Raw genomic sequence first — 13689 nt, 5'->3', positions numbered from 1 at the left:
CTTTGGGTTTTGCGGGGTATTTTTTAAGTGCACTTGGTGTAGCCGATCGCACTTATCTCATCCTAACGGCATTAATTGCCCTGGCCGCCCTAACTTTAATTGTCTTGACCGGCATCAGGCGATCGAATATCGCGAATACTGCCATAGTCTCAGTTACACTTTTATCTCTGACTGTCTTTATTGCTGCGGGTTTGCCAGAGGTCAGGTGGGAAATGCCGACGCTACAGAACGATAGCGCGATCGGCTCCATCCTCCACGCCACGGCCCTGATGTTTGTCGCCTACACCGGTTACGGCCGCATCGCCACCATGGGCGAGGAAGTGCGGGAACCGAGCAAAACCATTCCCAAAGCCATAATTTTCAGTTTAGTGCTGACAATGGTGCTTTACGTGGCGGTAGCGGTAGTTGTTGCAGGTGCGGGCGGAGCCGATAAATTGTCCCTGCAAGCAGCAACCACTGCTGCACCCTTGGAAGTCATCGCCCGCAGTTTTCCAATTCCCGGAGTTTCCCAACTGCTAGCCGTCGGCGCCATTACTGCCATGCTAGGAGTCTTGTTGAACTTAATTTTAGGCTTGTCGCGCGTGTGGCTGGCGATGGGGCGACGGTTGGATATGCCGAGAGTCCTGGCGCGTCTCAATCCTGCGGGGACAACTCCCTATGTGGCTGTCGTGTTTGTCGAAATTACGATCGCACTTTTAATCCTCATCGGCGATGTCAAAACCACTTGGTCGTTCAGTGCCTTTAGCGTTTTGATCTACTACGCTATCACCAACGCAGCCGCGCTACAACTGTCCCCCGCCGAAAGGCTTTACCCGCAATGGTTGGCTTGGGTGGGCTTGGCTTCATGTCTGTTTCTAGCTTTCTGGGTGGAGAGGCAAATTTGGTTGACAGGCTTGGGTTTAATTATCGCCGGTTTAATTTGGCGGGCGATCGTCCGGCTCCTAGCGAGAAACTAACACTATGATAGATTGAGACACCATCCCGCATTGTAGAGGGCCATGCCCGATCGAACTCCCTTGCTGGCGACTCAAGAATCAGTCGCAGTCAGCGCCATCAGTCGTTATATCGCTCAAACACTAATATCCATCCAGGAAAAGCATCCCGAATGGATAGCTGAAAAATACAGGAAAACCCCCTGGGCCAAACCTGCTTTTCAGTCAGTTTTGATTGGAAAATTAACAAAAAATTTTAAAGTAGCCAGCGATACAGATTTGCTGCTGCTGACGGCAAAAAAATATCTCCAAATTCTGCTGGTTCCCGAATTCATCAATTCACCTCAATTCAGCAAATTATTTGCCAAAATTCAGCAGCTAGCCGTACCCCAAACACCACCAGCCCAATCACAAAACTCAGTTTCAGCAAAACCTCCAACTCCCACCGCCCACCAAACAAATTCGCTTCCTGTCGGCATTGCTATCTTGCTGCTAGATGTCGAAAACTTGCAACTCAACATCGAAACCGAAAAATTCCTCGAAGGAATTTCTCACTATCCCATCCAAATCAAAGTAGCCTTTGCCAACTGGCGCAGCATGGGCAAAAAAGATGCCGAATTTCACCAGCGCGGCTATCAACTGATTCACGTTCCCCCCGGCAAAGACAGCGCCGACTTGAAAATGGCAACAGTAGGCGCCTCAATTTTCGTACATTATCCCACAGCCAAGGAGATTTTTGTCTGTTCGTCCGATCGCGCCCTCACCCACCTCAGCAACACACTGCAAGCCCACGGACTAACCGTCTTTCAAGTCCGCAAGCAAATAGATAAAATCATAATTTTAAACAGCAAAACCGGACAAATGGAAACCTATTCCCTCGTAACAGTACCGGAAATTACACCTGTAGAACAATTAGTTATTCAGCTAAAAGAATTAATTAAAAAAGAGCAACAACGTACCTCATCTCAGTGGATAAAAATTTCTACACTTTCAGCTTTGTATCGGGAAAATTACGGCTTAGTCCTCAATCAAGTTGTTGCCAATCATTCCTTAGGTACTAAAACTAGGGATATATTTCTCAAATATCCCACAGATTTCGTTCTCCACAAACCCTCAGAAGCATCTCAAACTTATGTCACTCTTTTTGAAGTTAAATTATCGCCCCCACCCCCAATACTCAACAAAGAAAATCTCAATCACAACCAAGCAGCATCAGCAAGTTTGACAGATATCAATTCCTTAGAAGATTTGGAAAAAGCTCTGGTCAAAATAGTTGGCGACTTAACCGACAACTCTCCTCACAATTCTGTATTTCTCTCAAATGTTGGCAGCGAATTTCACAAACAATACGGCAAACAAATCACCCAAATAATTAAAGAGTTTAATCTCGGTAGAAAGTTTCCTAAATTTTTACAATCTTGCACTTCTCTGGAATTAAAAAAAACCGAAAAAGGTTGGCAAGTTTCCCTAAATTAATTATTGGTTATTGGTTATTGGTTATTGGTTATTTGTTTTCCATGCCCAATTGCCAATTGCCAATTCCCAATTCCCAATTCCCAATTCCCAATTCCCCATTCCCAATTCCCAATTCCCAATTCCCAATTCCCAATTCCCAATTCCCAATTCCCAATTCCCCATGCCCCATGCCCCATGCCCCATTCCCCATCCCTCCGCTTCGCTTCGCCCAATTCCCATAACTTGAGTTATCATACAATCTGGACGTAAAGAAATGTAAAGGGATATGCAGGACAAAGTTGTAGTTGTGGTGGGTGCGACTGGCGGCATCGGTTCAGCAGTAGCCCGAAAACTCGCCGACGCGGGTGCGACGCTAGTGCTCGCCGCCAGAGACAGCACCAAATTAGACGCTTTAGCCAGCGAAATTTCGACAACAGAGGTACTGTGTGTACCGACAGATATCACCGATTTGTCGCAAGTCGAGACGCTGATGCAGAAAGCTGCGGGGCATTTCGGGCAAATTGATGCCCTCGTAAACGCTGCCGGTGCGGGAATTCTCAAGCAGTGGAACAAGTTAGAACCCGCTGATTTAGATGCGATGCTTGACTTGAACTTGAAAGGCAGTTTTTACACATCTCAAGCAGCCGCAAATGTGATGAAAGACCGCAAATCCGGTCACATCTGCAATGTCATCGGGATTTTGGGCAAGCATTCGATGGCGATGGGAACGGCCTATTGTGCTTCAAAGTTTGGGGTAGTTGGTTTTAGCAAGTGCATGGCAGATGAGCTGCGACGCTACGGCATTAAGTTTACGCTATTCTATTTTGGTGGGGTGGATTCTCCGTTTTGGGATAATGTGAGTTTGAAGGTAGATAGGTCAAAAATGCTGAGTACCGAAACCGCTGCCAATGCAATTATGTTTGCTCTTGCTTCTGACCCGCAAGCTGTGCCACTAGAAATTAATATTCAGCCAGAAAGTCATTTGTTCTTTTAGTAATTTGTTTGGTGTTCCACACGCAAAAAATGAGTTTGTATGGTGCTTTCATAGCACTGATTTACCCAACTCGATACTTCCCAGATTTTAGAAAAAAGTTCAATCTTCGAGATTTATCTGTGGAGTAAATCTCATGGCTGATTCCTTCTAGTATCCCACAGACGATTTACCAGAAATAATTGGTTGAAAGCCTCTGGGTTTGGCGTAAAAATTAAAATTAGAGGATTCATTACTCCAATCTTCAGGCTTTCAGGTAGAGGTTGCCCTCTGGCTGTCAACTGTCAACTGTCAACTGTCAACTGTCAACTGAATGAAGTAGTAGGGTGCGTCAGTCACTTCTGGTTCCCCACCTGAAAATTAGACTAATCGCTGACGCACCCTACAATATCGCAAGCGATCGCTCGTACTGTCAACTGTCAACTGTCAACTGTCAACTGTCAAAGTCATCCCAAACACCGCCTTTCTTTTAAGTGCCGATGTATTTCTGCCTTCAGAGGGAGCTAAGATATTCAATTTTTGGGTTATTATTAAGCGATTAGACAAAAAAACAATGAAAAATCTCCATTTCTCAGTCTCTCCCTTGCCATTTAACCGTGAAAATCAGCCGATTTTCAACTTTTCACGTTCCATTTTCAATTATTGATTATGGAGTTTGACCGCATTCAGTTTTACGTTGAAAATGCTCGAGTATCCCGCGACTGGTTTGTCAGCCACTTAGGCTTTCAATCAATAGCAGGTTATGCCAACAGCGACACTCGCACTGAGGTTGTCAGCAGCGGCAATATATGTTTTGTTTTATCTTCGCCTCTGACACCCGCTAGTCCTGCTGCTACTTGGTTGGAGTTTCATCCTCCGGGGATTGCCGATGTGGGCTTTCGGGTTAAAAATATCGAATTAGCGATCGCTAGAGCGCAGGTGGCAGGTGCTAAAATCCTGAAACCGATTCAAGAAGATCTAAAGGCAGGAGGCGGTTTTAAACTCGCACAAATCTCTGGCTGGGGAGATTTAAGCCACACGCTTGTTGAGCGAATTGGCGAGAATTCACTGCTGCGTGCTTCTTCTGGGCCGCCACTGTTGACTCTGATCGATCATGTAGTGTTAAATGTTGAATCTGGCGATTTGTCAAGTGCGGTTAGTTGGTATCAAAAAATATTAGGTTTTGAGCCGCAGCAAAATTTTGATATTCAGACTGAGAAGTCTGCTTTGCGAAGCCAAGTTATGGTACACGCTGAAGGTGGGGTGCAATTCCCGATTAATGAACCGGCATCATCTAATTCTCAAATTCAAGAGTTTTTGAGTGCAAATCGAGGGCCGGGAATTCAGCACATGGCTTTGCAAACGGATCGCATTGTGCAGGTTGTTGCCGATTTGCGATCGCGCGGTTTGCCTTTTTTGCCAGTTCCTCCAACATATTACTCGCAATTGCGGCGGCGGCAAAACTATTTGCCCCCAGATTGGCAAGCAATTGCAGCTTCCGAAGTTTTGGCAGATTGGCAAGAAGATACTCCCGCTGCGATGCTGCTGCAAATCTTTACCCAGCCAATTTTTGCCGAACCGACTTTCTTTTTCGAGATTATTGAGCGTCGAGTTACTTTAGTTAATGACAAACTGGTGCAAGCTGGAGGTTTTGGGGCGGGTAATTTTAGAGCTTTGTTTGAGGCAATTGAACGGGAACAAATGAAGCGGGGAAGCTTGATCGATAATTGATAAAACTTCCACTTTTTAGTTCATGCAGCCTTGTCGAGCAGCACTGCGATATCCGTCCACCCGTAAGCAATTTCTTTGAGTGCAGTTCCGGCTCTGCTTGTCTGTTGTTCCTCCACTTTTTTTCCTCCTAAATTTTCATAAAACTTGCAGGCTGAATTGTCTCCGAGTACCCAAACGAGCATCGAATTCAATCCTAATTCAGCCAATTTTGTGGCAACCGATCGCACGAGTTGTCGCCCAATTCCTTGACGCTGATATTCCTCCAAAATATAGATGGCAAATAATTCTCCTCGATAAACATATTTGCCCGTGCGCTCGCAACCGCCGGCAGCAAAACCTACAACTTGTCCCGAGTTATTTTCAGCAACGCAGACATAATCGCCAGTATTTTTGACGTTTGACAGGATTTCTTGCCAATTGTTTTCTCGTTTTTCATAGGACAGCTTGGCGAGGTAATCTGCCGGTATGATGTTTCGGTAAGCTGTCCGCCAAGTGTCGAGATTAACCTGTGCAATTGCAGGTGCATCAGCGATTTTAGCTTCTCTCACAATCATCAGAAAAAACTCCTTTCTCGCCCTGGCATCGTATTTGAGAATCTACGCAAACAATCCGATCGCGCCCTTCTAGTTTAGCTCGATACAGCGCGCGATCGGCCTCCCCAATCAACCACTCCAAAGATTGTTCAGCAGCGGGCACAGCACTAGCTGCGCCCATACTCGCCGTCACAGACTCACTTACCTTTGAAGCTTCGTGGGGAATTGCCATAGCATTCAAATCGCTGCGAATTGATTCAGCTACCCGCATTGCTCCCTTAGCATCAGTCCCGGACAAAATTACTGCAAATTCTTCCCCACCGTAGCGAGCCGCTAAATCACCTCCCCGGTGAGCGTTTCTGTCTAAAATTTCAGCAACTTTTTTGAGACATTCATCGCCTCCTTGATGCCCGTAGCGATCGTTGTAAAGCTTAAAAAAATCTAAATCGATCAAAATTAAAGACACTGGCTGTTTCTCTCTAGTCATCCGCTGCCATTCTGATTGCAATGTTTTGTCAAAACAGCGACGGTTAGCAATCTGAGTCAAGCCGTCCACAGATGCGAGTCTGTGCAATGCCTGATTAGCAGATTCTAATTCTAATTTAGCCTGTTCTAATGCTACATTTTGCTGAGCCAATTTTTCACTTTGCTGTTTTTCTTGCTCGTACAAAAATCGGATGGAAGCTTCAGCTTCTTGCAATTCTTGCTCCGCATATTTGCGCTTGACAAACTGTCCTAATTGGGAACCTATTGCCGCCATCATTTGCAGTAAGTCTTCATCCGACGGCTGTTTTTCCCGGCAGAAAAAAGTCATTACCCCTACAACTTGACCGCTAGCACGAATTGGGAAACCGAAGGCCGATCGCAATCCTGCTTTAGCAGCTAAGTGCGATCGCATAAAATTGCCATCCTTAAGAAGATCCGTAATCCATTGCGGATAACCGGTGTTCCACACTATTCCCGGTAAACCCGTACCAGGCTCTAGGGTAATCTGCTGGCAATTTTCCACAAACTCCCCAACTTCACTTCCCCGCCGCCAAACTCCCACTCGAAGCAAAAAAGGGAGAATATCTTCAACGTTACTATCTGGTGCAGCAAACAAAAATGGTATTCGATCGTGCGTATCTTCGGCATCAAACTTAGTATGTTTTTCATCCACAGGCGTCCAAAGTTCACCGATATCCCACCCCAAACTTTCACAAATAGCTTGCATAATTTTCGGAGTGGCGCTCTCTAAAGAACCAGATTCTGACATGATGCGAGCTACTGCATATTGTGCTGCTTGACGCTTTTTTGTCCGTTGTTGCTCGGTGATATCTCTGCCCACATAGACAAAATCTTGTATAGTTTTGTTGTCTGAGTGCTTGCTTTCTATACTTGTCTCAATAGTAGAGCAGGAAAATGCAACTGTCAGCTTTGAACCTTTTTTAGTTGTACAAGCTACTTTTACTTGATGCCAAGATTCATTTTTTAGTTCAAGAGGTAGCTGACTAACTTGACGCAATAATTCCTCGTCCGCCGTAATCATCGAGATTGGTTGACCGATTAATTGTGATTCGGTATATCCAAACAATAGTTGGGTGGATTGATTGACCTTTTTGATTTCTCCCGCTTGCGTTGTCACCAATAAAATATCATTTATGGAGTTAAGAATTTTATCAATATAGTCGCGAGCGTTAGCCAAGTAATCGACTTTAATACTGTTTTCGTTGGCTGCTTGAACCATACTTTGCTGAAGAGCAGCAGTGTCTGTTACATCTTCGCAGAAAATAATTAATCTCTCAGGATTGAGCTGCTCTTTCTGACCAAAAATATACAAATCTAGATAAAAATAAGAGCCATCATTTAAAACTCTGGTAACAGATTTTAATTGGAAACTTGGCTGTCGTTGTTCTAGAATATCGTCTAGCAGTTCTTCAATTCCGATCAGTTCGGGAAAACTATCGCGCACATCTTTGCCTTGTTCCAATTCATCAGGAATTTGGGCAAAATCTTGTACGTTCAAGGATGTTTCTTGAATCTTCAGTTCCCGATCGACTGCAAGGTATTCAATGCGACGCAAGGATAACAATTTGTCAAGCAGATTGTTAATGTTTTGGGAGCTAATCTGTAAACTTAATTTGGGAAGCATCTCGTTATTATAAACCATCAGACTCTAGGGTTAGCAGATAAAATTAGTTGTTGTTTTGGTGCTTGCTATTTCTCATAGAAATTTTGATTCTGCTGGATGCCAGCAACTATTCTCGCTGGCTAATTTATCGACACAATAAATTTGGGATTCTCCAAGCTTTTTTTTATTTAAAATTATTACTTAGACCAACTTTTTTGTGAGCAAGCGCAGTCAAAATCAGCCTCTATTGAGGTTTGGATTTATTAACAATACCTAGCGGTTGGCCGTATTTGTACAGCAAATTTTAAATTGTAGATTCCCTGATAATAGGGAGCATCTCATTTTGGCAAAAAGCTTTTTTTTGTTGTAGTGAGAGCTTAAGAGCTCGCTTTGTTTTAACAGCAAGCGAGCGGGGACAGCACTACAAAATCAAAACTGAGATGCTCCCTGATAATATTTGTTACAACCGCTACAGTTGATGATTGGCACAGTTGAATTAAACTATTGCCTTTAATTAGCACCATTCCTATAGACACTACCTCCCCTGGGTATTTGTGTCAAGTTTTGTAAAGGATCTGTGACATTAAAGTGATATAATCTCTAACAATTTGTATAAAATTTTCAAAATACTCTGCTCAATGCTGAGACTTATCACCGACTTTGACGGCCCGATTATGGACGTGTCCGATCGCTATTACGGAGTTTACCAGCAGTGTCTGGCCGAGACTCAGCGTGAGGGCCAAACAGTGCACGAACTCCCAAAAGCCGAGTTTTGGGACATGAAGCGGGCGCGGGTTCCCGAAACCGAAATCGGCATTCTCTCAGGATTAGACGCAGCCCAAGCCCTCGAATTTGCCCAGAAACGGCGTCAAACTGTCCACACGCTGCCGTTCCTGATTTACGATAAACCAGCCCCTGGAGCCGTGGAAACCCTGGAAAAGGTGCAGCGCGCTGGAATAGACTTGGCGGTGATGACTATGCGTCGCGTCAGGGAACTAGACGAGGCTTTCAACCGCTGCAATTTAGGGCATTTTTTCCCAGAAAACCGTCGCTATTGCCTCCCCAACGATTATGTCAAAACCGGGGATGTCAAAGATAAGCCCCTGCTGATGGCAAAAGCTCTCGCCGAACTGCCGCCTGCTTCTGAGCTTTGGATGGTGGGGGATACGGAGGCGGATATTATAGCAGCAAAAACTCACGGTGTCAAGGTAATTGGTGTTTTGTGCGGCATTCGCGATCGCACCCAACTAGAAATGCACCAACCGGATTTAATTGCTAACAATTTGAGCGAAGCTGTTGAGATTATTTTAGGATAGTTATTAGTCAGTTGTCAGTTGTCAACAGTTATCAATCATTAGTCAACAGTCAATAGTCATTAGTTATTGTTAATTAGTAATTGGTAATTGGTAATTGGTAATTGGTAATTGGTAATTGGTAATTAGTAATTGGTAATTGGTAATTGGTAACAATCAACTAACTACTAACACCTAAGAGCTACGAACCAACCAATAACAATTAACCAATAACAATAATTAACAACTGCCAACTGTCAACTGCCAATTGTCAACTGTCAACTGACAACCGACTATCGCAGAAAACTGCTGACCAGCCAAAGAATTAAAAACGTAAACAAAGCGATAAATTTCTCTGTTGTGATAAATGCCGTACTGAGCAAAGGGCCCATAAGACCTCCCAGCACCAAGCCTATAACCAAGCCAGCCACAGTCAGCAGCACAGCCCGACCAAATTTTTGTTCCTTGCGATTAAGAAAATAAAGACAAGAGCCGACCCCAAGAGCCAGAGTCAACTGTAGTAAAGAATCGTTAGCCGCTGGATAAATACTCAGTCCGCCCAATCCCACATAAACTCCAGCCGGCCACAAAATATCGGCTCGACTAGGAGTATCGATCAGGCGCTGCAACCAAGCTGGGCTGCCGGACGGAGCAGATGGAGTAAAGCTGGCGGGTGGGGGAGCCACTCGTTCGGGAAAGCGGATGCGTTCGGGTACTTTTATTTTCCCTTCCTGTCGCTGGCGGAGGCGATCCATGAGGATCGCGTCGTAAGCAACTTCGATCGATTCCAAACGTTTCTTGTCGCCGCTGTGCTGCTCGGCTAGACGGGTGCGGGCCTCTTGCACTTCATCAAAGGAAGCATCTTCATCGACTTCAAGCAGTTGATAGGGAGTTTGCTCACTCATAAAACTTTTTGGTATGCGGAAAACTCAGCGTCTTGAGACCTGAGAGGGCTGCAACGAAACGAGGCTAGAAGGTAGAAGGCATTCGGCATTCCGAAATAAAAATTTGTCAATCCAAAGATTGTTATTTAGATTGTGATTTTTCAAGCCGGCAATCTTAAATTTTACCTTGTGCCGAATGCTTTTAGCAGGAACTTGTGTTAGATGTGCTGACAATTCCCGACCACTGGATTTTTTTTAGTCGATCGCGGCGGTAGGAAAAAAAGCGAGCCGAGTCAGAATAAGTACAGAAAGGAGCGATCGCCACTTGAGAAGAATTAATTCCCAACTGCTGCAATTGCAGAGCATTGCAGAGGCGAACATCCAACCGTACCTTTCCCGGTTCTGGATCGGTCAACACAGGTGATTCGGGTAGTTGGTGTAAAAATTCCAGAATGCCGTCGGCTGTTGCACCAACTGCATTCTGAGGAGTAATCGTGGCTCCCAATTGGGCTGCCACTTCCACAGATACCTGGTAAACCTCTCCACCGATCGCCGGCCCGAGAGCAATCTTCAGATTTTCTAATTGACTGCCTTGTGCCACAAGTTGAGCGATCGCCTCTGGTAATATCTTAGCAGCAGTCCCGCGCCAACCAGCGTGAACGGCGGCCGCGAGTCCCGTGCCGCTATCAGCAATTAGCGCCGGTACGCAGTCAGCCGAGCAAACCCACAGCGCCTCAAAATCTCGCGATGCTACCAAGCCATCGGCCTGGGCATAGGTGGGGGTAGCTGTTTCCGGGTCTAGAGCCACAACTGGGGGCAATAGATCGGTTTTGAGTACGACATTGCCGTGTACCTGTTGGAGACGGTAAACGGGAGATCCTGGTGCTAAAACTTCCGTGAGATCGATCGGGCCGCGCGGCGAGAAATCGCGAGTAAAAAAGCCGTGAGACCATCGATCGAGCAAGCTGCAAGTCAGATAGGGCAAGCCTTCGGCACTCTGCTGCCACTGCCAGCTAATACCGTCAGGTTGTCCGGTACGTTCAGAGTCAGGAAAATTTGTCAAGCGATCGCCAGCTAAAGCCATGAAACTTATCCTTCCCCAAGTGAGTCATTTCCTTTGTATTTTAGACAATTAACAATTTTGCTACTTAGTTTAAATGGGCGATCGGCAAAAATTGGGGGAGATGGGGAGATGGGGAGATGGGGAGATGGGGAGATGGGGAGATGGGGAGATGGGGAGATGGGGAGATGGGGAGATGGGGAGATGGGGAGATGGGGGAGCTTAATTCACAGACACGAACGCCAAAGCGCTATTATCAATGTGGCCGTCACAGGCTAGTTGGCAGTGCAATGATTGGGATCGGAAAAACCAGGGTATCGATCGCGAATCGACACAGCATTCGAGCTGTTCGACGCGAAAAAAAATTGCCTTAAGCCCGTTCAATAGTTGACAGTTGACAGTTGACAGTTGACAGTTTGAGAGCGACCTCTACCTAGAAGAAAGAGGATTGGAGTAATGAATAGTCTGATTTTCATTTCTCCCGAGCAGGGTTCCGGCTTTCAACCAATTACTTCTGGTAAAATCAGTTAAGTCTGTATAAAGATAAGGATTGCCATACACTTCGATCCAGACCCTGCCAAAAAACAGATACTTGCTTTCCGACTCCTGTCGCCAGCAGCCCAAAACTTTAGACTAAGATTCCTCCTCCCAGAATTCAAAGCTGCGAGTAAATCTAAAATCTAAAATCTAAAATCTAAAATCGACTAATCTTCTTGCGCCCCCCTGTTGAGTTGGGAAAAAAAAATCGTGAAACCAGTTCCAGACAAGCAAATAACAGCCCAGTTGAACACCAAACAGCAAAAAAATCACCCCACAGGCGCCCGGACTCGATCGCGCCTTTTGTCCGAACGCTCAATGCTGGTGGGACTAGGTTGCCTTGCCAGTCTGGGACTGCTGAGCAAAGGCATAGTTTGGGCCCAAACTGAAACTCCGCCAGCAGAACAAGCCGTCCCCGGCGCAGCAGAACTTCAGCCACTATTTGAAGCACCTCTGGCGCCCCCGGAACCCGAAGCCCAAGTGCAGCGAGAACCAGATCCCGAACCCCAGGCAGAAGTTCGGGCCCCATCGCCAGATTACGTCACCGAACAACCTCCGGCCCAATATTATCTACCGGAACCCGCACTGATTCCCTTGCCAGAAGCGACGGCCCAGGAACCTCCTTTTGAAGCACCAGTTAACCCAGAAGCCCGCGCTGCCACCGACCAAACAGACTACAGTGTTGGCGCTACCAGCCAATACGAAGCGCCTACAACGATCGAGTTTGCAGAAAGATCGACAGGCTGCGAAGGTTCCGTGTCAGCAGGACAAGGAGTTGGCGGTTTGTGCGGGCCTGCCGCTGTTCCCGAACCCGTGACAGCAGAAGCAGCCCCTCCCAGTTACAGCCCAGAAAGGCCGATCGCCGGAGGGCCCAACTACAACCCGCAAACTCCCAGCACAATTGGCCCTTATATTGCCACCCCTCCTTCTCGAAATCTGCCACAAAGCCCCGGGACTGTTCCGAACCTTCCGGGCAATGTTCGGGGAACTGTCGCCGGAAATAATAGCGGAAATCCTATCAGTAAAGTAGGTCAGGCCGCTCAACAAGTAGGCAACCAGCTTTGGGGACAGGGCAACCAGTCGGAATCTGCTTACACACCTCCGGGCTACTCAGCAGACAGCGGATACCCAGCTAACCCCGGATACTCAGCAGATGCTGGATACTCGATTAACACGGCAGCCTACGCCGCTGGCCCACCCGAACCCAGCATGGGACTAGGGCCAGTGCAAGTCGGCGCGATTAGTGTCAGCAGCGGCAGCAATACAGGTTTTGCTTACTACAATCTCACCCCGCGTCCCTTGGGCCGGCCTGGAAATGGCAACACCAGCCTGCTGTTTCCGCTATCGATTGCTGCGGAAATTACTTCACCCTTTGGGTGGCGGACTCATCCGGTTATGGGCTACGGTAGGTTTCACACCGGAACGGACTTGGGAGCCCCGATGGGAACGCCCGTACTGGCCGCTTATGCGGGTCAAGTGGCGATCGCCGATTGGTTGGGCGGCTACGGTTTGACGGTGGTTCTCAACCACAGCAAACAGTCTCAGGAAACTCTCTACGGACACCTTTCAGAACTGTTTGTCAAACCAGGAGAGTGGGTGAAACAGGGTGATACGATCGGGCGTGTCGGCAGTACAGGAATGTCTACAGGGCCTCACCTCCACTTCGAGGTTCGGCAAATGACTGCTCAGGGTTGGGTGGCGATCGACCCCGGTGCTCAGCTAGAATTCGCTGTAGCAAAAATGATCGGCACTTTGGAAACCGCCAAAATACCCCAAATGCCAAAATTTGTGGAAACACAAAGCGCTAGTGCACTCAAGGATTTGGAAAACGATCTGCCCCAGCTTCCACCTCTGCCGCTGGGAATGGACATCGAAGTTCACAACCTCCAGCCGCCATTCCCAGAATTGTTAAAAACTGACACTTCTGCATCCAAGGATAAAGAAGCCTCCAAACCCAAAATTCAGAAGCAAGCTAGCAGATAGGTTTTTTATCAGGCAATACGCTTGAGTTAACACTGTTTCTTGCCCGGAGATCCCCCTAAATCCCCCTTAAGAAGGGGGACTTTGATCGAGTTCTTGTCCCCCCCCTTTTTTAGGGGGGTTAGGGTGGATCAGCCTTAACCCAAGCGTATTGTTTTATAAGCACTCAAAGTACACACTACAAACAATCAAATAGGTTCGTAGT

Annotated in this window: 12 protein-coding genes; 7 read left to right on the top strand and 5 right to left on the bottom strand. The window is 46.7% G+C overall.

What is annotated here, in order from left to right; all coding sequences use genetic code 11:
* Together JGK14_RS25145 and JGK14_RS25140 are read left to right on the top strand one after the other, a co-directional pair.
* Positions 1-956, top strand: a 956-nt coding sequence (locus tag JGK14_RS25145) for an APC family permease (protein ID WP_293219554.1), incomplete at its 5' end; no start/stop codon positions are given.
* Positions 957-998: 42 nt separating this feature from the next.
* A complete protein-coding gene (locus JGK14_RS25140; RefSeq protein ID WP_293184847.1) occupies positions 999-2408 on the top strand; it encodes an NYN domain-containing protein in 1410 nt (469 codons plus the stop codon).
* A 21-nt stretch (positions 2409-2429) separates the two neighbouring features.
* Here JGK14_RS25140 and JGK14_RS25135 read toward each other — a convergent pair whose 3' ends face one another.
* Positions 2430-2642 (bottom strand): hypothetical protein, encoded by a 213-nt coding sequence (locus JGK14_RS25135; protein ID WP_325315614.1) that lies wholly within the window; start codon positions 2640-2642, stop codon positions 2430-2432.
* Positions 2643-2673: 31 nt separating this feature from the next.
* Here JGK14_RS25135 and JGK14_RS25130 point away from each other — a divergent pair, with 31 nt between their 5' ends.
* The gene (locus tag JGK14_RS25130) at positions 2674-3381 is read left to right on the top strand and encodes an SDR family oxidoreductase (RefSeq protein WP_293184845.1); all 708 of its coding nucleotides are present in this window, start codon (positions 2674-2676) and stop codon (positions 3379-3381) included.
* Positions 3382-4026: 645 nt separating this feature from the next.
* Entirely contained in the window at positions 4027-5088 is a 1062-nt protein-coding gene (gene hppD / locus JGK14_RS25125; protein WP_293327049.1) for a 4-hydroxyphenylpyruvate dioxygenase, read from the top strand.
* Positions 5089-5108: 20 nt separating this feature from the next.
* Here hppD and JGK14_RS25120 read toward each other — a convergent pair whose 3' ends face one another.
* Both JGK14_RS25120 and JGK14_RS25115 read right to left on the bottom strand, forming a co-directional pair.
* Complete coding sequence (locus JGK14_RS25120; RefSeq protein ID WP_293184841.1) at positions 5109-5642, bottom strand: GNAT family N-acetyltransferase; 534 nt, start codon at positions 5640-5642, stop codon at positions 5109-5111.
* A complete protein-coding gene (locus tag JGK14_RS25115; protein ID WP_293184839.1) occupies positions 5623-7770 on the bottom strand; it encodes a diguanylate cyclase in 2148 nt (715 codons plus the stop codon). Before JGK14_RS25115 ends, JGK14_RS25120 begins: the two co-directional genes overlap by 20 nt.
* A 599-nt stretch (positions 7771-8369) precedes the next feature.
* On the opposite strand from JGK14_RS25115, the gene JGK14_RS25110 reads away from it, so the two are divergent.
* Positions 8370-9047 (top strand): HAD family hydrolase, encoded by a 678-nt coding sequence (locus tag JGK14_RS25110; RefSeq protein ID WP_293184838.1) that lies wholly within the window; start codon positions 8370-8372, stop codon positions 9045-9047.
* 269 nt (positions 9048-9316) lie between these two features.
* Here JGK14_RS25110 and JGK14_RS25105 read toward each other — a convergent pair whose 3' ends face one another.
* Both JGK14_RS25105 and pgeF read right to left on the bottom strand, forming a co-directional pair.
* Complete coding sequence (locus JGK14_RS25105) at positions 9317-9928, bottom strand: CPP1-like family protein (RefSeq protein ID WP_293184837.1); 612 nt, start codon at positions 9926-9928, stop codon at positions 9317-9319.
* A gap of 181 nt (positions 9929-10109) precedes the next feature.
* Positions 10110-10991, bottom strand: coding sequence for a peptidoglycan editing factor PgeF (pgeF, locus tag JGK14_RS25100; RefSeq protein ID WP_293184835.1), 882 nt, complete (start codon positions 10989-10991; stop codon positions 10110-10112).
* A 57-nt stretch (positions 10992-11048) separates the two neighbouring features.
* Here pgeF and JGK14_RS25095 point away from each other — a divergent pair, with 57 nt between their 5' ends.
* Positions 11049-11246, top strand: coding sequence for a hypothetical protein (locus JGK14_RS25095; protein WP_325315613.1), 198 nt, complete (start codon positions 11049-11051; stop codon positions 11244-11246).
* 468 nt (positions 11247-11714) lie between these two features.
* Complete coding sequence (locus JGK14_RS25090) at positions 11715-13487, top strand: M23 family metallopeptidase (protein WP_293192721.1); 1773 nt, start codon at positions 11715-11717, stop codon at positions 13485-13487.
* Positions 13488-13689 lie beyond the last annotated feature (202 nt).

It is taken from the genome of Microcoleus sp. PH2017_28_MFU_U_A, from assembly GCF_020738035.1.
GTDB lineage: Bacteria > Cyanobacteriota > Cyanobacteriia > Cyanobacteriales > Microcoleaceae > Microcoleus.
The sequence above is the reverse complement of the archived record's forward strand: the minus strand, read 5'-3'. Positions and strand labels throughout refer to the sequence as shown.